This is a genomic window from Hydrotalea flava (assembly GCF_001623405.1).
GTDB lineage: Bacteria > Bacteroidota > Bacteroidia > Chitinophagales > Chitinophagaceae > Hydrotalea > Hydrotalea flava.
In genome coordinates this window covers 266805-288419 of the sequence record NZ_LUHG01000039.1, presented here as the reverse complement: position 1 = coordinate 288419, position 21615 = coordinate 266805, and the positions used below count along the sequence as shown (strand labels likewise).

Annotated in this window: 23 protein-coding genes; 13 read left to right on the top strand and 10 right to left on the bottom strand. The window is 36.1% G+C overall.

Annotation, left to right across the window (positions count from 1 at the left end):
• Nucleotides 1-277 (bottom strand): helix-turn-helix domain-containing protein (locus A0F92_RS03205; RefSeq protein WP_167516643.1); only part of this gene is annotated, 277 nt, incomplete at its 3' end.
• Between the two features lie 89 nt (nt 278-366).
• Between A0F92_RS03205 and A0F92_RS03200 the strand changes: the two genes are divergently transcribed.
• From A0F92_RS03200 to A0F92_RS03190, 3 genes are all read left to right on the top strand, one after another.
• The gene (locus A0F92_RS03200; protein WP_068241553.1) at nt 367-630 is read left to right on the top strand and encodes a hypothetical protein; all 264 of its coding nucleotides are present in this window, start codon (nt 367-369) and stop codon (nt 628-630) included.
• Nucleotides 631-995: 365 nt separating this feature from the next.
• Nucleotides 996-1655: a hypothetical protein gene (locus A0F92_RS03195; protein WP_167516773.1), complete on the top strand. Its 660-nt coding sequence runs from the start codon at nt 996-998 to the stop codon at nt 1653-1655.
• Nucleotides 1656-1713: 58 nt separating this feature from the next.
• Entirely contained in the window at nt 1714-2067 is a 354-nt protein-coding gene (locus A0F92_RS03190; protein WP_068241549.1) for a hypothetical protein, read from the top strand.
• 352 nt (nt 2068-2419) lie between these two features.
• On the opposite strand, the gene A0F92_RS03185 is transcribed toward A0F92_RS03190, so the two are convergent.
• From A0F92_RS03185 to A0F92_RS03170, 4 genes are all read right to left on the bottom strand, one after another.
• Entirely contained in the window at nt 2420-2716 is a 297-nt protein-coding gene (locus tag A0F92_RS03185) for a hypothetical protein (protein ID WP_068241547.1), read from the bottom strand.
• A complete protein-coding gene (surE, locus tag A0F92_RS03180) occupies nt 2716-3501 on the bottom strand; it encodes a 5'/3'-nucleotidase SurE (protein WP_068241638.1) in 786 nt (261 codons plus the stop codon). Before surE ends, A0F92_RS03185 begins: the two co-directional genes overlap by 1 nt.
• A 150-nt stretch (nt 3502-3651) precedes the next feature.
• Nucleotides 3652-4638, bottom strand: coding sequence for a hypothetical protein (locus tag A0F92_RS03175; protein ID WP_068241546.1), 987 nt, complete (start codon nt 4636-4638; stop codon nt 3652-3654).
• Between the two features lie 99 nt (nt 4639-4737).
• Nucleotides 4738-5685: a hypothetical protein gene (locus tag A0F92_RS03170; protein ID WP_068241544.1), complete on the bottom strand. Its 948-nt coding sequence runs from the start codon at nt 5683-5685 to the stop codon at nt 4738-4740.
• A 35-nt stretch (nt 5686-5720) separates the two neighbouring features.
• Between A0F92_RS03170 and A0F92_RS03165 the strand changes: the two genes are divergently transcribed.
• Complete coding sequence (locus A0F92_RS03165; protein WP_068241543.1) at nt 5721-6437, top strand: ribonuclease H-like domain-containing protein; 717 nt, start codon at nt 5721-5723, stop codon at nt 6435-6437.
• 81 nt (nt 6438-6518) lie between these two features.
• Nucleotides 6519-7517 carry a DNA polymerase III subunit delta gene (gene holA, locus A0F92_RS03160; RefSeq protein ID WP_068241636.1) on the top strand — a complete coding sequence of 333 codons (999 nt, stop codon included), beginning with the start codon at nt 6519-6521 and terminating at the stop codon, nt 7515-7517.
• Between the two features lie 5 nt (nt 7518-7522).
• Here the strand turns inward: holA and A0F92_RS03155 are convergent, their stop codons facing one another.
• On the bottom strand, nt 7523-8473 hold the full coding sequence (locus tag A0F92_RS03155; protein ID WP_068241541.1) for a bifunctional riboflavin kinase/FAD synthetase: 951 nt from the start codon (nt 8471-8473) through the stop codon (nt 7523-7525).
• Nucleotides 8474-8629: 156 nt separating this feature from the next.
• On the opposite strand from A0F92_RS03155, the gene A0F92_RS03150 reads away from it, so the two are divergent.
• From A0F92_RS03150 to A0F92_RS03140, 3 genes are all read left to right on the top strand, one after another.
• Nucleotides 8630-9805, top strand: a complete 1176-nt coding sequence (locus A0F92_RS03150; RefSeq protein WP_068241539.1) for an AIR synthase related protein — start codon at nt 8630-8632, stop codon at nt 9803-9805.
• Between the two features lie 64 nt (nt 9806-9869).
• Nucleotides 9870-10565: a cell division ATP-binding protein FtsE gene (locus tag A0F92_RS03145; RefSeq protein WP_253810105.1), complete on the top strand. Its 696-nt coding sequence runs from the start codon at nt 9870-9872 to the stop codon at nt 10563-10565.
• Between the two features lie 4 nt (nt 10566-10569).
• The gene (locus A0F92_RS03140) at nt 10570-11127 is read left to right on the top strand and encodes a GNAT family N-acetyltransferase (protein WP_167516772.1); all 558 of its coding nucleotides are present in this window, start codon (nt 10570-10572) and stop codon (nt 11125-11127) included.
• Nucleotides 11128-11160: 33 nt separating this feature from the next.
• Here the strand turns inward: A0F92_RS03140 and A0F92_RS03135 are convergent, their stop codons facing one another.
• The 3 genes from A0F92_RS03135 to ytxJ are packed head-to-tail and all read right to left on the bottom strand — an operon-like array spanning nt 11161 to nt 12607.
• Nucleotides 11161-11676 carry a DUF6691 family protein gene (locus A0F92_RS03135; RefSeq protein WP_068241537.1) on the bottom strand — a complete coding sequence of 172 codons (516 nt, stop codon included), beginning with the start codon at nt 11674-11676 and terminating at the stop codon, nt 11161-11163.
• Between the two features lie 2 nt (nt 11677-11678).
• Nucleotides 11679-12242 carry a YeeE/YedE family protein gene (locus A0F92_RS03130; RefSeq protein ID WP_068241535.1) on the bottom strand — a complete coding sequence of 188 codons (564 nt, stop codon included), beginning with the start codon at nt 12240-12242 and terminating at the stop codon, nt 11679-11681.
• Nucleotides 12243-12271: 29 nt separating this feature from the next.
• Nucleotides 12272-12607, bottom strand: coding sequence for a bacillithiol system redox-active protein YtxJ (gene ytxJ, locus A0F92_RS03125; RefSeq protein ID WP_068241533.1), 336 nt, complete (start codon nt 12605-12607; stop codon nt 12272-12274).
• A gap of 283 nt (nt 12608-12890) precedes the next feature.
• Between ytxJ and A0F92_RS03120 the strand changes: the two genes are divergently transcribed.
• From A0F92_RS03120 to A0F92_RS03100, 5 genes are all read left to right on the top strand, one after another.
• Nucleotides 12891-14249: a UDP-N-acetylmuramate--L-alanine ligase gene (locus A0F92_RS03120; RefSeq protein ID WP_068241531.1), complete on the top strand. Its 1359-nt coding sequence runs from the start codon at nt 12891-12893 to the stop codon at nt 14247-14249.
• Nucleotides 14250-14349: 100 nt separating this feature from the next.
• Nucleotides 14350-15126: a 3'-5' exonuclease gene (locus tag A0F92_RS03115; RefSeq protein ID WP_068241529.1), complete on the top strand. Its 777-nt coding sequence runs from the start codon at nt 14350-14352 to the stop codon at nt 15124-15126.
• 86 nt (nt 15127-15212) lie between these two features.
• Nucleotides 15213-15995 carry a polyprenol monophosphomannose synthase gene (locus A0F92_RS03110; protein WP_068241528.1) on the top strand — a complete coding sequence of 261 codons (783 nt, stop codon included), beginning with the start codon at nt 15213-15215 and terminating at the stop codon, nt 15993-15995.
• Between the two features lie 34 nt (nt 15996-16029).
• A complete protein-coding gene (locus A0F92_RS03105; protein WP_068241526.1) occupies nt 16030-16902 on the top strand; it encodes a DMT family transporter in 873 nt (290 codons plus the stop codon).
• Between the two features lie 138 nt (nt 16903-17040).
• Nucleotides 17041-19992: an alpha/beta hydrolase family protein gene (locus A0F92_RS03100; RefSeq protein WP_068241630.1), complete on the top strand. Its 2952-nt coding sequence runs from the start codon at nt 17041-17043 to the stop codon at nt 19990-19992.
• Between the two features lie 84 nt (nt 19993-20076).
• Here the strand turns inward: A0F92_RS03100 and A0F92_RS03095 are convergent, their stop codons facing one another.
• Entirely contained in the window at nt 20077-21474 is a 1398-nt protein-coding gene (locus A0F92_RS03095; RefSeq protein ID WP_068241524.1) for a dihydrolipoamide acetyltransferase family protein, read from the bottom strand.
• Between the last annotated feature and the right edge of the window lie 141 nt (nt 21475-21615).

The window sequence follows — 21615 nt, the reverse complement described above, 5'->3', positions numbered from 1 at the left end:
CGTTGGATACACGCAACTGACCCAAAGCAGGATTTTCAAAAGCCATTTCTACAACAGCCTTCTCAATTTCCGGCTCAATTCTGTTTTGCGGAATTGGTTTTTTGCGACTAATTTCTTTCAAGGCAATCGGACCGCCTGTATCATAGAGTTCTTTAATGCGGTAAAAGCTATCGCGGCTGTAACCGTAAACACGGCAAGCCTCTGATACGTTACCTAATTTTTCTGCTAATTTGAGTAATCCTAATTTGCTTTGGATTAACTTTGATTCTACATTCATTTCTGACAGTTTTTAAAGTGGTTAAATTGTTTGTTATTTCATTTGCAATTTAACCCAACTGTCAGATTAAGTTTTAACTATTTCATATTATGATAGTAAACGCTTTCTTAGCGAAAATAGGCATTGGTACTTTTTTCTTTAAAGACCCAAAGGAAGGGGCGTGGCTTACTGCAGTAATGATTATTTTAGCAATGCTTTACTATAGAAAAAATAAACGTACTGCAGTGCTTAATAAGTATTCACAAGAAAGCGAAACAGAAAGAAAGAAGGGTAATGCTATTGTTGCCGTTTACGTAGCGTTATCTTTCTTATTGATTTTTGCAGTTGCATTTTTCAGACCAGGGAAATTGTAAAGCGAAATAGAAGCTAAACAGAAAAGCCCCTAACCTCAGCCTAGTTTATCAAAAGTAAAAATTTTCTCCTGTCATATGGCTGTGCCTGCGCCCTACAGCCTTCACATCCTTAAAAAAGTTAGAATCGCTGGTAGCCATGCCGACGAAAGCTTCAAAAGGCAATCCTTCAAAGGGTTGCCTTTTTGTTTTACACATATGCAATCAATTAACGCTCCATCAAAAATCTTATATTAATTATATTGTATAGAATGATCCATTTCAGTATATTAGCGTAGGATTTAGCGTTGTAGGCAGCAGTGGTGTTGTGAACTGGTATAGACCCATTGGCCGACCAAATGCGCCGCTTCTCTCCGTATAATTATGCATTGGATAATCCAATTAGGTTTATTGATAGAGATGGGATGGAAGCGGAGAGTGCAAACTGGGCACAAGATCCCACTGGTTCTATTTATAATCATTCCGCTACATTTGAGGGAGGGCTAACGGTAACAACAGTTGATGGAGATATTTCAGGGGAAGGTACATCCAAAGAATCTGAAGGAGGTGATAAAAAGAAAAAAAAGAATGATGGCCCGATACCACCTGGTGGTAATAATAACCAAGAACCTAATTTAAAAAATATACCCTCTTTTAATGATAATGGTGAATCAACTTCAAAAGAAGGCAATACAAATGGTAAAAATAAACAAGAAGCAAATCATTCTTCTACAGTTGAAAATGTTATCACAAAAACAACAGATGCTTTAGATAAGGCATTGACTTTAACGGATGCCAATTTGCAAGGAGCACAAAAACTATCAAACATTCTTACCAAAACAAAAAATACCATAACTCCATTAAAGAAAATACCATTTCTGGGATTTATTCAAAAAGTAACAGGGGTCTATTCAGTTTATGCTAATGCCAAAGAGGCACGTTCAGAATGGAATCAAGGACATGTAGGTTTGGCTATTTGGAAAGGTACAGAAGCTACTGCCACTGGTGTATTTTTAGCCGGTGGAGGGGCTGAAGTTGAATTAGGATAGAATTTAGGAACTATTGCTGTAGATGGTATTGTAGATTATTTTAAAAAATAAATTAGTTATGATAATATTTGATTTTTTAGTTTATCACTTAACGCAATGGTTTGAGCAGCGAAAAAAAAGGCTTGCTTGGAATACACCTTTAGAACAGGCAATATATGGAGTTGTAATTGCATTAACTGGAATATTTGTTATTGTAGAAATAAATTTAGAAGATACAATATGGGCTGAAAGCAATTTTAAAACACCAGCGTATTTAGTTGTAATCGTTGCCCTTATTATATACTATTCATTAGTATATGTTTATGTTAAAAAGGGAAGATATGAAAAAATTATTAATAAAAATTTTGGAATTAGTAAAAAAGTGGGGATAATAATTTCCCTTGCTATTTTCTTTTTTTGTACAGTTGGTTAGTTAATAATATACATGATAATAGTTCCACCTGGAATAGGGAAACATTAATTATTAATAATATTTTGCCCCTCAGCGTAGTTTATCAAAAGTAAAAATTTTCTCTTGGCGTATGGCTTTGCCTACGCCGTACTTTTTTGTAGCTTTCAGCTACTATCAACAATATTCCTATAAGCCAATTGGCTATTTGCCTACCTGCTTGTGGAATAAAATGTACCATTCACCTGTTCACAAAACATCCATACGCATACAAAAATAACATTCCCCTCAAAACCCCGCCACCCCTATCACAACTTTCAAAAAGTTCGAACTGCGGGTAGGCAGGCCGACTACGGCTTTAGTGTTAAAGTTTGTTTTAGTAAAACAATTTTAATAGCAATACGCCAATAGCATATACTACAGTAACTACAAATATGCCTCTGGCTGTTTTATCTTTTCTTGCATTAATATAAATGGTAAATACAATTGCATTGGCCAACAATGAAAAACTAAGCATGGCTGTAATTAAGTGTTTTTCAATGCCTAAATATTGTATAAATTCTACAATGGTTAACCTTCTAAAACGCCAAAAATAAAAACCTAACATGCCGGCAAAAGGTGCTAACAAACCTAACACAATGCCTAATTGAATATGATCTTTTTTTAAAAACATTATAATTGCCAGTTGGTTTCTAATTGTTGTTTCAGTTGGTAATCTGTTAAATCAAATGTAATGGGTACTATGCTAACATAATTGTTGTTGAGTGCCCATACATCGGTATCTTTTCCTTTATCAAAGTTTACAAAATCGCCGGTAAGCCAATAGTATTTTCTGCCATGCGGATCGGTGCGTTCAATAAAATCTTCTTCATATTTGGCGTAAGCCTGCCTGCAAACTTTAATGCCTTTAATAAGCCCTGCATCCAAAGCAGGAATATTTACATTAAACAATAAGTGTTTGGGTAGTTTTCTTTTCAATAACTGTTCTGTAATTTTTCGCACATAAATTTTAGCTGCAGTAAAGTCGGCTTCCATACTATAATCTAAAAGCGAAAATCCGGCAGAAGGTATACTTTCAATGGCAGCTTCCATAGCAGCACTCATGGTGCCACTGTAAATTACATTAATACTATGGTTGGCACCATGATTAATGCCACTTAAACAAATATCGGGTTTGCGGTGTAAAATTTTATCCACTGCTAATTTAACACAATCTACCGGTGTGCCATTGCAGGTGTAGGCTTCTACGCCTTCTATAAAATGTACTTTTTGTAATCGCAGCGGATGACCAATAGTAATGGCATGTCCCATACCGCTTTGGGGTTTATCGGGTGCTACCACCACCACTCTTCCTAAATCCATCACTGCTTCTACTAATGCTTTTATGCCCGGAGCGCCAATGCTATCATCATTTGTAACCAATATAACAGGTTGTTCTTTTTTTACTTTTTTTGCCATGAGTGCAAGATACAATTTGAATGTATGTTGAAGTGGTAATTTTTTACCGCCACTTTTCATTTGCAAGAAAGGTAACCATGTAAAATAAACAAAACCGCCTCAATTGATATTGAGACGGCTTGTTAGATGTGATAGAAAAGGGTGTACAGATTAAAGGCCTAAAAGTCCGCCTTTATTCAAGGTTTTTTTGGCTTCGCCAATTTTAAACCCATTATTATAAATTTCAATTTTATACTCTCCGCCTTCAAATTTGCTGCCGGGTTTCCAGTTAAAACTGGCCGGTAATGTTTTACCTTGTTCATAATTTACTTCTACTGCATTTGAATAAGCTTTATCGCTACCATCTCTCAACTTAAAAGTACCTTGTGTGCCGGATGGAGTACCATCAGGATTGGTAACACAAACATATAAGATTTTTTTGCCGCTTGGTGTAATCCTGTTTTCATCAATATTGCAGGTAATCACAAACATGTCGGCTCTTTTGGCATTATTGGTGCTTACTTCTTTGCCGCTCTTTTTAACAATCACAGCTTTAACATTGATGTTAGAGGCATGCAGTGTAGAAGCAATGTCTTCAATATTGGCTTTTTCTGTTTGGGTTTTTGATAAATTACCTTGTAGCTCAGTGTTCTGACTAGTTAATTGTGATTTGTCGGTAGTTAATTGCTGATTGGCTGCAGTTAATTGTTGGTTTTCGCCTTTCAGTTGTTGAATTTCAGCAAACAAACTATCAATTTTTGCATTTAATTCTGCAATCATTTCTTTGGCCTGTTTTAATTCGGCTTCTGTAGCGTTCTTTTTGTTTAAAATACCTCTGATATTTGATTTTAATTTTAAAATCTCGCTATTTTTTTCAGCCAAATCACCTTGTAATTTTACGTTACTTCCGGTGAGTGAATCTGCCTTTGCAGAAGCATCATTGAACAATACCTGTAAAGAATCTTTAGCGGTTAAAGCTGTTGAAATTTGTGTTTCTTTTTGAGAAATGATATCATTTGTTTTACTCTTGTCATAAATGATATATCCCCAAGTTAAAACAAGGGCGGCAATTAAAATGCCATAAAAGGTTTTGCGATTGTCTCTTCCTGATGAGGAAGGTTGGCTTTGTGGGTTTTCTGTTGGTGATGTATAACTCATAGTTGTATGTTTTACGGTACTAAAATAATCTTTGTAAATGTATTTTTATAGTGAAACTGTTTTTAAATATTGAATTGTATTTTATTTGGAATGTATCTGTTAACCAAACAGGCTACTTTTCTTGAGTAAAATAGAACCCTGACCTATTTTATATCCATTTTGGTAAACCATAATGGTATAGTCGCCGGGCTGATAATCTTCATTGTTGCGCCAGTTTAAATTAACCGTTGCAGTTTTACCCTGCTCATATTGCACTACTACTTTTGCAGTATAAGGTTTTACACCTTCTTTTTTAGTAAGGATGGTATTGCCGGAAGAAACAATAACACCATCTGGGTTAACGATACAGATGTATAATTCTTTTTCGCCGCTGGGTGCTATTCTGTTTTCATCCAAATCAAAATTGATTCGCAAAATATCTGCTTTTTTGGCAATGGTAATCATTTTCTCTTTACCATTGTTGCGTAATTTTAATGCTTCAATACTAAAATTGGAAGCATGCAGTGTAGAAGCCTCATTGGTTATATAATTGTTGAATGCAACCGTTTTACTAAGGGTATCCTGTAATTGGGCTTTGTCATTGTTTAACTGTTCATTGGCTAAAGTTAATGCCTGGTTTTTACTTTGTAAAAGTGCCAGTTCATTGTATAAATCATTCACTTTTTCATTTAATTCATCAATCATTTTTTTGGCCTGTAACAATTGTGTAGTAGTAGTATTGCGTTGTTGCAATAACACCACAATATTGTTTTTTAAATGTTGAATGGTTTTGTTTTTATCAGCCAGTTTATCAATTAACTGAATGTGCTTGCCGGTTAAAGCATCTAATCGGGCAGAGGTGGCATTGAATTCAACCCTTAATTCAGCCTTTGAACTGTCAATGGCGTTTACCTGTGCCTGTAATTGTTCTTTAGAATGGGTGGTGGTACTTTTATCATAAATAATATAAGCCCATGTTCCTAATAACATTACTACAAAAAGCGAATAAATCCAGTTCCTTTTATCTTTTTTAGCAACCTGTTGCGGTTCTATTGGTTCGTAAAGCATAACTTTAAGGTAATATTTTGTTTAAAATTATTTTCATGCAACTCAGCGATTTATTGGTATTGGATATTGAAACTGTTCCGCAAACTGCTCATTATGATGAGCTGTCTGAAAGGTGGAAATCATTATGGTGGAATAAAATTTCTAAAACCGTGCCAGAAAATATTACACCTGAAGAAAGTTATCGTATGCGGGCGGGTATTTTGGCCGAATTTGGCAAAATTATTTGCATTTCAACTGCTTTTTTTTATGAAAATGAAGCCAAAGAAAATTGTTTAAAAGTAAAGAGTATTTATGGTGATGATGAACGTCCGATTTTAGAAAATTTTTCGCTGCTATGCAGTAAAATGAGTAGTATTCATCATGGTTTTACCTTTGCCGGCCACAATATAAAGGAGTTTGATATACCCTATATTTGCCGGCGCATGATTATTAATGGATTACCCTTACCGGCCTGCCTGCAGTTGCACAACAGAAAGCCTTGGGAAGTAAAAATGATGGATACTTTAAACTGGTGGAAATTTGGGGATAACAAAAATTATATTTCTCTCGATTTATTAGCCGAAGTACTCCAAATACCTACCTCTAAAACCGATATAAATGGCAGTATGGTGCAGGAAGTGTACTATAAAGAAAAAAATTTAAGCCGTATTGTTAGCTATTGCGAACGCGATGTTGTGGTAACAGCCAATATTATTTTAAAATTCATGCAATTACCCATTTTGCAAGAAAATAACATACTAGTAGTACATTAATTAAGTGAACAACTTTTCCTAATTTATACACAATTCAAGCAAATGCTTTTAAAGCCTGCCTATCTGCTTATTTTTGCGGATATGAGTTTCGAAAAAATTCTAACCGACTGGCAAAAGCAACAGTTTAAACCAATTTATTGGTTAGAAGGCGAGGAGCCTTACTTTATTGACCATTTAATGCAATTTGCAGAAGAAAAATTGCTTTCTGATGCTGAAAAGGGATTTAATTTAACTGTATTTTATGGTCGGGATACCGATTGGGCGCAACTGATTAATGCCTGTAGACGATACCCCATGTTTGCCGATAAGCAAGTGGTGCTATTGAAAGAGGCACAACAAATGAAGGATATTGAAAAATTAGAGGCTTATATAGAACAGCCACTTACTTCTACTATTTTAATTGTAGGCTATAAGGAGAAAAAACTAGATGGCCGCCTCAAAATGGCAAAGCTTTTAAAGCAAAAACATGAGGTATTTACTACCCGAAAATTATATGAGAACGAATTGCCGGTTTGGGTAAAGCAAACTGCACAAAATATGGGTTATGTTATTCAACCCAAAGCTTTATCACTTTTGGTGGATGCCATTGGCAATGATTTAAATCGGCTGTATAATGAAATTGAAAAACTAACCCTTAATTTAAAAGGCAGAAAAGAAATTACAGAAGATGATGTGGAAGAATATGTGGGTATTAGCAAAGAGTTCAATGTTTTTGAACTGCAAAGTGCCATTGCTCAAAAAAACATGGGAAAGGCTATTAAAATTATTCAGTATTTTGATGCCAACCCAAAGGCAGGGCCGTTACAATTGGTATTGCCTGCCATTCACGGTTTTTTTTGCAGGGTACTAATGTTGCATGAGGCAGGTAGTGGCTCAAAAAATACCAACGCCATTATTGGCAGTAATCACCCCAATGCCATTGCCGATCATACTGCTGCTGTTAAATATTATAGTTATCAGCAAACACAGCAAATACTGTTATTATTACATGAATACAATTTAAAAAGTATTGGTATTCATGATGCAGGTAGTTCCGGTGCCGATTTAATGAAAGAGTTGGTGGCTAAAATAATGTTATAATGCCGTTAATCATGTAGTACGTTCAGTACAGCGCGTTTATCAATGGCTAATTGTTGTTGTAATGCTTCTAAGCCACTTAATTGCATATCTCCTCTAATATAATCTAAAATAGCAACCTGTACAGTTGCGCCATAAATGTCGCGGTTAAAATCAAAAATATTTACTTCAATTACTCTTCGTTTGCCATTTACTACAGGCCTGCTGCCAATATACATCATACCTTTAAAAGCTATGGCAGCAGATTGGCTGGCTGCCGATTCCTTATAATAAAAATGCACGGCATACACCCCATCACCCGGGACCAATTTATCAGGATGGGCTAATTGTATATTAGCAGTAGGGTAACCAATGGTTCTGCCCAACTGATCGCCGGTAATTACAGTGCCTGCAAAAAAATAATCATACCCTAATAAATGCTTAGCTGTTGCAATATCGCACTGCAGTAATGCTTTCCGGATGCGGGTTGAACTAATGGCTGCGGCTTCAATTAATTGAACCGGTATTTCCTTCACGAAAAATCCCAATGCTTTGCCGTATTTTTCCAATAATGCAAAGTTTCCGGTACGATCGTGCCCAAAATGATGGTCGTAGCCAATAATAATGGTATACGGATGAAATTTTTCAAATAAAAAATCTTTGATATAAGCCTCAGCACTTAATTTAGAAAAATCTTCATCAAAGGGAACCACTACCAAATGATCAATACCTTCTTTTTCTATTAAAAAAAATTTTTCTTCCAGGGTAGTCAATATCTTAATATCCGGCACATCGCCCACAATTTTTCTGGGATGCGGATGAAAAGTAATGACCACTGTTTCCCCATTTACGGTAGCAGCTTCCGATTTTAATTGCTGTAAAATGGTTCTATGGCCAATATGCACACCATCAAACGTGCCAATGGTAACTACTGCATGATGAAATTTGGGTAATGAAGTGAGATTTCTATGTACTTGCATAAGGCTTATTTAGTATGCCATTGATGTGCTTTGCTAAAGCAACTGATTTTTCGGGTATGCAAATTTAATACAAAGCATTGCTACAAAAATTCGTTAGCACAATTGTATGTAAGCTTTGTTTAACTTTGCTCCGATTGTATACATTAAATTTTTTTCATGTCATTATATGCGCAAAGGGGCGTTTCTGCCCAAAAAGAAGAAATTCATCAGGCTATCAAAAATTTGAATCAGGGGTTATATGCCAATGCTTTCTGCAAAATATATCCTGATTACCTGGGCGGTGATGAGCAAATGATAAATGTAAGCCATGCCGATGGTGCGGGCACCAAATCAATTTTAGCTTATTTGTATTGGAAAGAAACTGGTAATATGGATGTTTGGAAAGGCATTGCACAGGATGCTGTAGCCATGAATATTGATGACCTGTTATGTATTGGCATTTATGATAAAATGATTTTTGCTTCTACAATTGATAGAAATAAACATTTGATTGATGGGGCAATTATAGAACAACTGATCAATGGCACACAGCATTTTTTTAATCAATTAGCTGCTTATGGCATTCACATACATTATTTAGGAGGTGAAACGGCCGATGTGGGCGATGTGGTGCGCACCATTGCCGTTAACGGAACCATTGCTGCACGATGGCCTAAAAACAAATTAATTACAAACAATAAAATTGATGTCGGAAATGTAATTGTTGGTTTTGCTAGCAGTGGCCAGGCAACTTATGAAACAACTTATAATAGTGGATTAGGCAGCAACGGATTAACCAGCGCCAGGCATGATGTATTGAGCAAATGGTATGCACAACATTATCCCGAAACGTTTGAACCAACCCTTCCCGATGATGTAGTTTATATCGGCAATAAAAGATTAACAGATACCATTGCCATTGATGAAAAAAATTATACAGTAGGCCAATTATTATTATCGCCAACCCGTACCTATGCACCGTTGGTAAAACAATTGTTAGAACAACAATTTGAAGATATTTATGGAATAATTCATTGCAGCGGCGGCGGACAAACCAAATGCATGAAATACTTGCCCAAACCTTTGAAAGTGGTAAAAGATAATTTAATGCCTATTCCGCCAGTTTTTCAACTAATTCAACAAAATTCAGGAGCTGATAACAAAGAAATGTTTCAAGTTTTTAATATGGGGCATCGGTTAGAAGTTTTTACCAATGAAAAAGCTGCTCAACAAATGATTGCAACGGCTGCTCAGTTTAATATTGAAGCTGTAATTATTGGCCATACCGAAGCAGCCCGGCAAAATGAATTATTTATTCAAGGTGCATTTGGCTCTATTCAATATACTTATTAACACAATTGAAAGCCCTTTTTACTTAATTTTAAGCATCTGTAATACAAAAAATTATTGCGCTATCATGGAACCAGTTGTAACACTCAGTAATGCCAATATATATCAGGGATCTGCTTTAATACTGCAGGATGTAAATTTTACCATTGAAAAAGGAGAATTTGTGTATTTGGTGGGTAAAACCGGAACCGGTAAAAGTAGTTTATTAAAAACCTTGTATGGCGAATTACCCCTTCGGGAAGGGCAGGGTAACGTAGTAGGGTTTAACCTGCGCGATATGAATTGGAAGAAAGTGCCTTATTTAAGAAGAAATCTGGGTGTTGTTTTTCAGGATTTTCAATTATTAACCGATAGAAATATTCATCAAAATCTTCGTTTTGTATTAAGAGCAACCGGATGGAAAGATGAACGTTTAATGGACGAAAAAATTAATGATGTTTTAGATAAAGTTGGTTTAAAAAGCAAAGGCTTTAAAATGGCTTTTGAAATTAGCGGAGGCGAACAACAAAGAGTTGATATTGCCCGTGCACTACTCAATTCTCCTAAATTAATTTTAGCAGATGAACCTACCGGAAATCTGGATCCCGAAACCAGCGATGAAATTATGCAATTGCTCTTTCAAATTGCAAAAGATTATGGTACCAGTATTATCATGGCTACACATGATTTTATAGTGATTAATCGTTATCCTTCTCGCATGCTTAAAACCGAAAGAGGTCAGGTAATTGATATTCCGCTATCTGCAAATGCATCTTTCTCTTAAAGGTATGAATGAAATATTGCCGGGTATTCAACATGCAGACCTCATTATTCGCAAAGTATTGAATTCAGAATTACAACAATTGGCTGAATTGAGTCGCACTACTTTTTTCGATACCTACCATGCCTATAATACTCCGGAAGATATGCAGTTATATTTGGAAACAAATTTGAATGATGAAACCATTTTTAAAGAGTGGAAAAATTCGGAAAATTTGTTTTACATAGCCTGGTTCGGTACTATACCTGTTGGTTATTGTAAATTGGCACTGCATACCCAACCCGATCATGTATGTTTTGAACATGCACTCGAAATTGCCAGATTGTATGTGGTAAAAAACTATAAAAATTTAGGAATAGGTAAGCGGTTCATAGAAATGGCTAAACAGGTGGCCCTACAAAATGCTTGCAGCCTGCTTTGGCTCATTGCATGGAAACAAAATCATCCCGCTATTTCATTTTATGAAAAACAGGGATTTACCATTGCAGGTGAACAACAATTTATTTTGGGAAAGGATGTACAGTTTGATTGGGTAATGAAAGCAACTCTTAGTAATAATCTTTAAAACGCTATCTAATGTGAAATTGATGCCGAAAGTTTAATGGGGTAGTTTTTCGCGAATAGCGCCATATACCCAGGTACCAACAGTGGCACTGAATAAAACCACCAATATAACGGTAATACCTGACCCAATCAGGGCATAAAGTGGTCCCGGACAGGCACCGGTCATAGCCCATCCTAAACCAAATATAATTCCGCCATATATCTGCCCTTTGCTGAATTTTTTCTGTATAAAAAAGATGGGCTCTCCATGAATGGTTTTTAAATGCATTTTTTTGATGATGAATACACCTAAAGCGCCGGTAATAACTGCAGAACCAATTACTCCATACATGTGAAAGCTTTGCAAATGAAACATTTCCTGTATCCGAAACCAGGAAATCACTTCTGCTTTGATTAAAATAATGCCAAAAATAATTCCGGCCATCACATATTTTAAATTATACCACCAGGGATGTTGTAAACTACTGTCATTCGTGCACATAGTATCTAATGAACGAACTTCAAAATCAGTATTTGTATCTATTTTTTGTATGCTTGTTGTGTTTTGCATGGTTACAATTGTAAAATAAAAGGTAAAATAAAGTTGGCCATGATAAATCCGCCAATCATAAAACAAATGGTGGCAATGAATGAAGGTAATTGAAGATTGCTGAGTCCATTAATGGCATGTCCCGATGTGCAGCCTCCGGCATAACGGGTACCGAACCCAACTAAAAATCCGCCTAAAACCATCATGATAAAACCCCTGAGTGTTAGTAGTCCCTGCCAGCTAAAAATAGTAGTTGGCACAAAACTGTTGCCCTCTTGTATCTGGTATTGATTGAGGTGTTGCAATAATGCCGGATTGATGGCTATGGGTTTACCATTGGTAAGGAAAAGGGCGGCTATAAAGCCACCTGCCATCACACCGCCAACAAAAAAAAGATTCCAACGCTCTGCTTTCCAGTTATAATGAAAGAAGGGCAGTTTTGCAGGCAGGCAAGCTGCACAAATATGCCGCAGCGAGGATGAAATACCAAATGCTTTATTGCCCAATAACAACAAAAGCGGAACCATTAAACCAATCAAAGGCCCGGAAACATACCAAGGCCAGGGTTGTTGAAGCCAGTGCAACATATTTTCTATTTTTCTACAAAAATAGTAGATTACTGCGTAAATGCATTTTCTACTATCTCATCCATAGAAATAGACATGTGGCTTTCATCGTACACGCAACTTCCGTTCTTAATTAAAAGTATTTGCGGTGATTCGTGTTGCACCTGAAAATAGTTTGCAACTTTTGCAGAGAGTGAACGGTATTGAATTAAATCTAAAAAATAAAAATCAACGCCTTCTGGCATTGCTGCACGTTCTAATCGGTTGAGTGCCGTACTGCTAATATTGCAACGGGTGCTATGCTTAAATATTACCTGAGGAGTTTTGAATGAGGCCTGTTTTATTTGCGCTAATTGATCTTCTGTGGAAAGTATTTTCCAGTTCATAGGTACTTTTTATGCAAAGCAACAAAAAAAAGCTGTTATGGTTTAAAGTAATTTTTGTTGGTAGTAGGGCAACCACGTCCTCTGGATGACACACAGGAACTAACGGTAAAAGCTACCATTATCAAAAGTGTTGTTGCAATAAAAATTTTTCTCATAAAAAATGTGTTTGTTCAAATTGGCTGTTTACCAAAATTCAAAGATAAGAATTCGTTACAAAATGTTGCTTTAATGCTGTTTTTTTATTTACCTATGCACTTAAACGTTAAAACAAGTAATAAATTTTATGCCAAATATTCATTTTATTGCCATTGGAGGAAATGTAATGCATCAATTGGCCATTACGCTTGCCAAAAAAGGGTATACCATTACAGGTTCGGATGATGAAATATTTGAACCGGCACTTTTTAACTTAAAAGCTGCAGGTTTATTACCCAATGCGCTGGGATGGTTTCCTTTAAAAATTACAAATAATTTAGATGCAGTGGTTGCAGGTATGCACGCCAGGGAAGATAATCCGGAGTTAATGCAGGCAAAAACATTAGGTATTCCAATTTATTCATTTCCTGAATTTATTTTTAATGAAAGCCGGAATAAAAAGCGGGTAGTGATAGGGGGTAGTCATGGTAAAACCACCACAACTGCCATGATTATGCATGTTTTGCAACAACAACAATTAAAATTTGATTACCTGATTGGAGCTCAACTCAATGGTTTTGAGCAATCCGTTCAACTGACCAATGCGCCAGTTATTGTTTGTGAGGGCGATGAATATCCGGCAAGTGCATTAGATAAAAGGCCTAAATTTCATTTCTTATTCCCACATATAGCTGTAATAACAGGTATTGCATGGGATCACATCAATGTATTTCCAACTTTTGAAATCTATAAAACACAGTTCGAAATTTTTATATCGAAAATAGAACAGCATGGTATACTGATTTACAATGCTGCCGATGCCGTATTAAAAGATTTGGTTGAAAAACATCCCCGAAATGATATTCAATACATTCCTTATATTTTGCCTGAACACGAAGTGAAGGATGGTATTACCTATATTACAATTGAAGGCATTACCACGCCATTAAAGGTTTTTGGAAATCATAATCTCTTTAACTTAAATGCTGCCTATTTTGTTTGCAAAGTGCTGGGTGTTAACGCAGCCGCTTTTTTAGCTGCCATGTGTAGTTTTACCGGTGCCAGCAAGCGGTTGGAAGTTATTATGCAAACAGATGCTGTAACTATTTTCAGGGACTTTGCACATGCACCCAGTAAAGTAAAAGCAACCATTGAGGCAGTAAAACAACAATATCCGAACCGACATTTAACAGCAGTATTTGAATTACATACTTATAGCAGCCTCAACGCCTCTTTTTTCAAAGAGTATCAGGGCGTTTTTCAAATGGCCGACTCATGTGCGGTGTTTTATGCAGAACATGCATTAGCCATTAAAAAAATGCCGCTTATTAATGAAGCATTATTACGAGAAGGCTTTGCAAAACCGGAGGTATGCATTTTTCATAACAAAGAAGCATTACAAAATTGGTTATACCAACAGCCTAAACATCATGTAAATATATTATTGATGAGCAGTGGCAATTTTGATGGTTTGAATTTAGATGAATTGCAAAAAGCATTCAACTGATCATTCAACAAACATTTTAACAGAATACAAGGTAAACAGGCTAATCTGTATTACTTTCGTTTACAATCAATTCTTTTCTTTGCAGTTTTAAACGTTATTTATGAACATTCAATTGAACAAACCCGTTGCTACCATTGATTTAGAAACAACCGGTATTAATATTGGCACCGATAAAATTGTAGAAATTGCCATTGTTAAAATAATGCCCGATGGTACCCGGCAGGTGAAACGTAAACTCATCAATCCGGGAATGCCCATTCCAAAAGGCGCATCAGATGTGCATGGCATTACAGATGAAATGGTAAAAGATGCACCAACTTTTAAACAGGTAGCCAACGAAATAAAACAATTTATTGGCAATGCCGATTTATGTGGCTATAATAGCAACCGGTTTGATATACCTATGCTAATTGAAGAATTTTCACGGTCGGGGCTTGACTTTTCAATTGAAGGAAGAAAGTTTATTGATGTTCAAAAAATATTTCATTTAAAAGAACAAAGAACCCTGAGTGCAGCGTATAAATTTTACTGCAATAAACAATTAGATGGCGCTCATGGTGCCGAAGTGGATGCAATGGCAACCTGGGAAATTTTGGAGGCACAGGTAGAACGTTATCCGGATATTGGTAAAACTACCGATGAATTAGCAAAGTTTTCAGGTGAAGATGATATGGTAGATTTTGCACGTAGATTTATTAAAGTGAATGGAGTGGAAGTATTCAATTTTGGCAAACACAAAGGTAAACCGGTAACACAGGTACTAAAAGAAGAACCACAGTATTACGATTGGATGATGAAAGGCGATTTTCCGATGAATACCAAGCAAAAGTTTACCGAAATACTCAATAGAACTTACTTAAAAAAGGATAAAAATTAAAAATGCCAGTATTTATAAAAATTAGTAAATCATTTCACTTCATATTTGCAGGAACTTTGTATTTTCAGGTTTAAGTATTCATACAGTTGGAAAAAATCGTTATTATACCCACTTACAATGAAGTTGAAAATATTGTTTCAATTGTTGAAACTGTTTTTGCTTTAAACCAAAACTATCATGTATTGGTGATTGATGATGGCTCGCCTGATGGAACTGCAAATGCAGTAAAAAATCTTTTTTCAAAATATCCCGGTGCTTTATTTTTAGAAGAACGAAAGGGTAAATTAGGATTAGGTACCGCATATATTCATGGTTTTAGATGGGCATTGGCAAACGGGTATCAATTTATTTTTGAAATGGATGCGGATTTCTCTCACAATCCTGCCGATTTGGAACGGTTGTATCAAGCCTGTAAATTCAATGGTGCTGATGTGGCAATTGGCAGCCGTTATACAAAAGGCGGAAAGGTTGAAAATTGGCCATTAGACAGACACATCTATTCAAAAGGTGGTGCAATTTATACAAGGCTCATTACTTTTATGCCGGTTAAAGACCCAACGGCAGGCTTTATCTGTTATAAAAGAAAAGTATTGCAAACCATTAATTTTGATGCTATCACATTTGTTGGGTATGCCTTTCAAATAGAAATGAAATTTGCAGCATGGAAACTGGGATTTACCATCAAAGAAATACCTATTACTTTTATCGACCGAAAAATTGGCGTCAGTAAAATGAGTAAAGGCATTTTAAAGGAAGGAGTATTTGGTGTTATTAAAATTCAATGGCTTAGCATGTTTAAAAATTACCGTAAAAAAGTGGCTGCCATTTCATCAACCGACATAGCGAAACAGGTTACAGATATTCACTAATTAATATATTTTCTATTTATTTTTTCATTGGCACATGAAGCAATCGCTTATTCAACTGCATATATCTGTTCTATTAGCCGGCTTCACAGGTGTTTTGGGGGTGTTAATTCAATTAAATGAATTACCGCTTGTTTGGTACAGAATGGGTATAACATTCATTACCCTGCTATTGATTCTTATAATTCAAAAACAAAAACTGGAACTAGGCTTTCGAAAAATAATGTTGCTTCTCAGCATTGGCATATTAATAGCCTTGCACTGGGTATTTTTTTATGCCAGTATCAAATTCGCCAATGTATCCATCGGATTGGTTTGTTTTGCTGCTACTTCACTATTTACAGCACTGCTTGAACCTTTGTTGAATAGTACCCCTTGGCGAAAAGCTGAATTACTGTTGGGCATATTAAGTTTATTAGGAATTTATATCATTTTTCAATTTGATATCAGATACCGAACCGGTATTTTATTTGGTTTGGGTTCTGCCATTATTGCTGCTTTATTTTCAGTGCTGAATAAAAAAAATATAGCTACTGCTCCCCCTCAAACCATTATGTTATTTGAAATGGGTGGTGGATTTTTGTTTTTAACATGCTTATTACCCGCTTATATAGTGCATTTTCCTGACGCAAAATGGATACCTTCATTAACCGATGTGTTTTGGCTACTTATTTTAGCTTGGTTTTGCACCGTGTTGGCCATGGAACTAATGTTGAAAGCTTTACACAATGTATCGGCTTTTACGCAAAATTTAACGCTAAATCTGGAACCTGTTTATGGTATTTTACTGGCCTTTCTGGTATTTCATGAAAACCGGTATTTACAAAATACTTTTTATGTAGGGATGGCCTGTATTGCACTTTCTGTTGGTATACAAATGCGCAGAATTGTAAATGGCAGGTCATATTGATTCAGCATATTGATTCAACATTCATTGAACGCATCTTCTAATACTATTGCAATTGAGCAACTGCCTTAAGCCATTCATCATTCTTCCTTTCGCTTTAAGAGTATATATTTATCTTAGCAATCATTGAAAGAAATGTATATGAGAAAATATTTATTCCTTTGCTGTTCAGTCATGATTGTTTTAACCATTTCTGCTCAAAAAAAAGAATTAAACCATTCAGTGTACGATGAATGGCAAAGCATTGAAGAAAAACAAATCAGTAATAATGGGCAATTAGTGGTATACACCATTGTGCCACAAGAAGGTGACGGTACTTTATGGATAAGAAGATTGATTCAGGATAGAAACACCTGGGATACCGTAGCCATAATTCCCCGAGGCTATCAGCCCAAAATTTCCAACGATGCTGCCTTTGTGATATGTAAAATTAAACCATTATTTCAGCAAACCCGACAGGCAAAAATTCAAAAAGCAAAACCGGAAAATATGCCTAAAGACAGTATGGCCATTATTAATATACTTTCCGGTCAGGTAACAAAAATAGCCGCTGTGCAAACATTTATGTTGCCTGAAAAAGGCAATGGTATATTGGTTTGTTTGAAAGAAAATATGCCTGCGCATGAACCTGTTGCCTCAGATTCTACAACCGTTTTAATGCAATTAAAAAAGAAGTTAAATGGTACACAAAAATTAGAAGACAGCCTAAAAAAACAGGTTCAGCTTTTAGAGGAGAAGGGCTTTCAATATTTCAATACCTATTCTGCCAAAACTTCAGAGAATGGTAATAAAATGAATGAGCCGGGTGTAAAAACTGATTTATATATTTTTCATTTACCCGATATGCAGCCGCAGGCTATACCAAAAGTTCAACATGTACAACTTTCTAAATCAGGTAACACCATTGCATATGACCATTGGATGGCTCCTGAAAATTTTGCTGTGTATTGGTATCAAACTACATCCAGACAAAGTAACAGCATTGCACAACACCTGCATGAAACAAATGGCTTAACAATTGATGATCAAGACACCCAATTGGCATTTGTTGCCGAAAAAGACAGCAGTAGTAAAGCATTACAGCGTTTTTTTAACCTGTACTATTATAAAAATGGAGATGACAGTGCCCGGTTAATTGTTCATCGATACACAAAAGGTGTTCAAAAAAATTGGGCAGTAAGCCAATATGGTAACAATCATTTTAGCGAGTCGGGTAAACGTTTGTTTTTTGGAACTGCACCCATACTACCTCCTAAAGATACCGCCACACCTGCATTTGAGCAGGCAGGATTGGATATTTGGCATTATGCCGATGAAGATATTATGCCGGTGCAATTAAAAAATTTAGAAAGAACACTGCACAAAAATTATTTAGCCCGATACGATTTTACGGCAGATACTGTTGTACAATTGGCCAATACAATTTTTGAAAATGTAATGGAGACCCAAAAGAGTGATGGCCGCTATTTTTATGCATATACCGATACCGGCAAACGCGTACAAAAACAATGGCAGGGATTTACTTTTAAAGATGTTTATGTCATCAATCCCGATAACGGCCATCGAAATAAAATTGTTTCTAATATTAAAATGCGTATGTATCCGTCTGTAAATGGTCAATTTCTTTTGGTATATAATGAAATTTTGAAAAAATACAGCTGCTACAATGCTGAAACACAGCAATACTATACCGTTGGGAAAGATATTAATGTTTCACTTTACGATGAAACCAATGATATGCCGGATGATGCCTATAATTATGGTGTAGCCGGGTTTACAGAAAATGATCAATTTATTTGGTTGTATGATCGTTTTGATATTTGGCAGGTAGATCCGATGGGAAAAGCTCGTTCAATTCAAATCACCAATGGAAGAGGTACAAAAACCCAATACCGCTATATTGCCATAAAAGATCAACCTTTTATTGTTTCAAATCAACCGGCATGGTTAAAAGTATTCAATGAACAAAATAAATATAGCGGTTTTACACTTTCATTTCCTGGTGCTCCATCTAATGCCACTATGCAGCGTAAAAATGAAATAGTTCTAATTGTTCCCAAATCCATTAATGGGGTAGAACCCGATAAAAATTTGCATTCCTTACTCTTCACGATGGAAGATTATACCAACAGTCCGAATGTGTTTATTCTCAATGAGCCAAAATCTTATCAGTTAAAATCTTTGCCTGTTCAGTTAACTGAACTCAATCTGCAGCAACAGCAATATAACTGGGGAACTGCACACCTGTTTAAATGGAAAGCTTATGATGGTAAAATGGCAGAAGGAATTCTTTATAAACCTGAGAATTTTGATAGTACAAAAAAATATCCCATGATTGTTTATTTCTATGAACGCAACAATCAAACATTATATAATTACATTCCACCTGCACCAACGCCATCCCGTTTAAATATTTCATTTTTTGTAAGCAGGGGTTATGTGGTTTTTGTGCCTGATATTTGGTATAGAAAAGGGCATCCCGGCGAGAGTGCATACGATTATATTGTAAGCGGTGCAAGGGCTGTAGTAAAATCAGGATTTGTAGACAGTACTAAAATAGGAATTCAGGGGCAAAGCTGGGGAGGCTATCAAACCGCATATGTAATTACCAGAATCAATCTTTTTAAAGCAGCATGGGCCGGTGCTCCAGTTGTCAACATGTTTAGTGCTTATGGTGGTATTCGGTGGGAAACAGGTGTAAACCGCCAATTTCAATATGAAAAAACACAGAGCAGAATTGGGGCTGATATTTGGCAAAGGCCCGATTTGTATATAGAAAATTCGCCATTATTTCACCTCAAAAAAATTCAAACTCCGTTGGTCATTATGAGTAATGATGCAGATGGTGCCGTACCTTGGTACCAAGGCATTGAGTTTTATACCGCCATGCGGCGATTGAATAAACCGGTTTGGTTATTGGTGTATAATGGTGAAGCACATAATTTAGTAGAACGCCGAAACAGAAAAGATATTCAAATAAGAGAACAACAATTTTTTGACTGGCAATTGAAAGGCGATAAGCCTGTAAAATGGTTAACAGAAGGTGTACCCGCCGTTTTAAAAGGAAGAGATTGGGGATTGGAAACCAACTAATTCTATTTCATTTTAAACCTAACAAAAACGAGGCTGTTTCGGAATGGGGCAGCCTCGCTTGGTATAATAACTTGTTATAAAAAATTAATCAATATAATGTTCCTGAACCACCAGTTTTAATTCGCGATGAACATCCCAGGCTTCGAACTCTTTGGCTACTTCGTGTAAAAAACTGGCGCCAATACTTCCATCAATAATGCGATGATCGTAGCTCATAGATAAATACATCATGTGGCGAATACCAATATAATCACCTTTTTCGGTTTCTATTACTACCGGCCTTTTTTTAATGGTACCAACAGCCATAATAGCAACCTGCGGCTGACTGATGATGGGCGTACCCATTAAACTGCCAAATGTGCCTACATTGGTTAAGGTAAAGGTGCCACCCTGCGTATCATCGGGTTTTAGTTTATTATGCCTGGCATTTTCGGCTAAATTGTTGACGGTTTTGGTTAAGCTAACCAAACTTAGGTTCTCGGCATTTTTAATAACCGGCACTATCAGATTTCCGTTGGGTAGGGCAGTAGCCATTCCAATATTAAAATAGTTTTTAATGATGATTTTATCACCATCTACTGAACTATTGATAATGGGAAAACGTTTCAGCACTTTTACAATACACTCTATAAACATAGGGGTAAAAGTAATTTTGGTACCTTCTACCTTTTCGAAATTGTTTTTTATTTTATTGCGCCATAGCACCATGTTGGTAACATCTGCTTCTGTAAAACTGGTAACATGCGGACTAATATGCTTGCTGTCAACCATGTGTTTGGCAATGAGTTTCCGCATTCTGTCCATTTCAATTATTTCAACATTTTGTTGCGGTGCTATCTCCACTTGGGTAGTTGCTGTTGTATTTGTATTGGGTTGAACATTTTCCTGTACAATTGTTTTAACAGGCATTGGTGCAGCAGTTGTTGGTGCTGCTATTTTGCCTGATTTTTTATCGGCCAGATATTGTAAAATATCTTTTTTTGAAACCCTGCCTTCTGCACCTGTTCCGGGAATATTTTCTAATTCAGCCATACTAATACCTTCACTGTTGGCAATATTTAATACCAATGGTGAATAAAACCTATTATTTCCGCCGGTTGCAGCAGATGAAACTGCAGCAGGCGTATAGGGTACAGTGATAGGTTCTTCTGATAAAGCCGGTTCTAAAGGTTTGTAAATACCATTGGCTGTAACCTGCATCGTTCCTGTTTCCGGTTTTTGAGGTTCACTGCCGGCAGTATCGGCCACTTCAATTTTAGCTAATACAGCCCCTACCGGTACCACATCATTTACATTGTATAAAATTTCTTTAATAATGCCCGATACAGTACTGGGCACTTCACTATCAACCTTGTCTGTGGCAATATCTAAGATGGTTTCATCCTGTTGCACAAAATCACCTGCTTTTTTATGCCAGCGTAAAATGGTGGCTTCCATAATACTTTCACCCATTTTGGGCATCACTAAATCTGCTAAGGCCATAAAATTGTTTTTTTTGTGAAAGGGTGTTCCTGAAAAAATTATTTTGTATGATTAATGGCAGCAACCCTATAAATTTCAATATACATTAATTCGCGTCAAAAATAGTATTTTACAATGGTACATACGAAGGTTTTTTGACAG

Excerpts from the sequence above, each read along its gene's own strand:
- A0F92_RS03200 (WP_068241553.1), top strand. The coding sequence starts at position 367 with ATGATAGTAAACGCTTTCTTAGCGAAAATAGGCATTGGTACTTTTTTC.
- A0F92_RS03190 (WP_068241549.1), top strand. The coding sequence starts at position 1,714 with ATGATAATATTTGATTTTTTAGTTTATCACTTAACGCAATGGTTTGAG.
- A0F92_RS03185 (WP_068241547.1), bottom strand. The coding sequence starts at position 2,716 with ATGTTTTTAAAAAAAGATCATATTCAATTAGGCATTGTGTTAGGTTTG.
- surE (WP_068241638.1), bottom strand. The coding sequence starts at position 3,501 with ATGGCAAAAAAAGTAAAAAAAGAACAACCTGTTATATTGGTTACAAAT.
- A0F92_RS03175 (WP_068241546.1), bottom strand. The coding sequence starts at position 4,638 with ATGAGTTATACATCACCAACAGAAAACCCACAAAGCCAACCTTCCTCA.
- A0F92_RS03170 (WP_068241544.1), bottom strand. The coding sequence starts at position 5,685 with ATGCTTTACGAACCAATAGAACCGCAACAGGTTGCTAAAAAAGATAAA.
- A0F92_RS03165 (WP_068241543.1), top strand. The coding sequence starts at position 5,721 with ATGCAACTCAGCGATTTATTGGTATTGGATATTGAAACTGTTCCGCAA.
- holA (WP_068241636.1), top strand. The coding sequence starts at position 6,519 with ATGAGTTTCGAAAAAATTCTAACCGACTGGCAAAAGCAACAGTTTAAA.
- A0F92_RS03155 (WP_068241541.1), bottom strand. The coding sequence starts at position 8,473 with ATGCAAGTACATAGAAATCTCACTTCATTACCCAAATTTCATCATGCA.
- A0F92_RS03150 (WP_068241539.1), top strand. The coding sequence starts at position 8,630 with ATGTCATTATATGCGCAAAGGGGCGTTTCTGCCCAAAAAGAAGAAATT.
- A0F92_RS03145 (WP_253810105.1), top strand. The coding sequence starts at position 9,870 with ATGGAACCAGTTGTAACACTCAGTAATGCCAATATATATCAGGGATCT.
- A0F92_RS03140 (WP_167516772.1), top strand. The coding sequence starts at position 10,570 with ATGAATGAAATATTGCCGGGTATTCAACATGCAGACCTCATTATTCGC.
- A0F92_RS03135 (WP_068241537.1), bottom strand. The coding sequence starts at position 11,676 with ATGCAAAACACAACAAGCATACAAAAAATAGATACAAATACTGATTTT.
- A0F92_RS03130 (WP_068241535.1), bottom strand. The coding sequence starts at position 12,242 with ATGTTGCACTGGCTTCAACAACCCTGGCCTTGGTATGTTTCCGGGCCT.
- ytxJ (WP_068241533.1), bottom strand. The coding sequence starts at position 12,607 with ATGAACTGGAAAATACTTTCCACAGAAGATCAATTAGCGCAAATAAAA.
- A0F92_RS03120 (WP_068241531.1), top strand. The coding sequence starts at position 12,891 with ATGCCAAATATTCATTTTATTGCCATTGGAGGAAATGTAATGCATCAA.
- A0F92_RS03115 (WP_068241529.1), top strand. The coding sequence starts at position 14,350 with ATGAACATTCAATTGAACAAACCCGTTGCTACCATTGATTTAGAAACA.
- A0F92_RS03105 (WP_068241526.1), top strand. The coding sequence starts at position 16,030 with ATGAAGCAATCGCTTATTCAACTGCATATATCTGTTCTATTAGCCGGC.
- A0F92_RS03100 (WP_068241630.1), top strand. The coding sequence starts at position 17,041 with ATGAGAAAATATTTATTCCTTTGCTGTTCAGTCATGATTGTTTTAACC.
- A0F92_RS03095 (WP_068241524.1), bottom strand. The coding sequence starts at position 21,474 with ATGGCCTTAGCAGATTTAGTGATGCCCAAAATGGGTGAAAGTATTATG.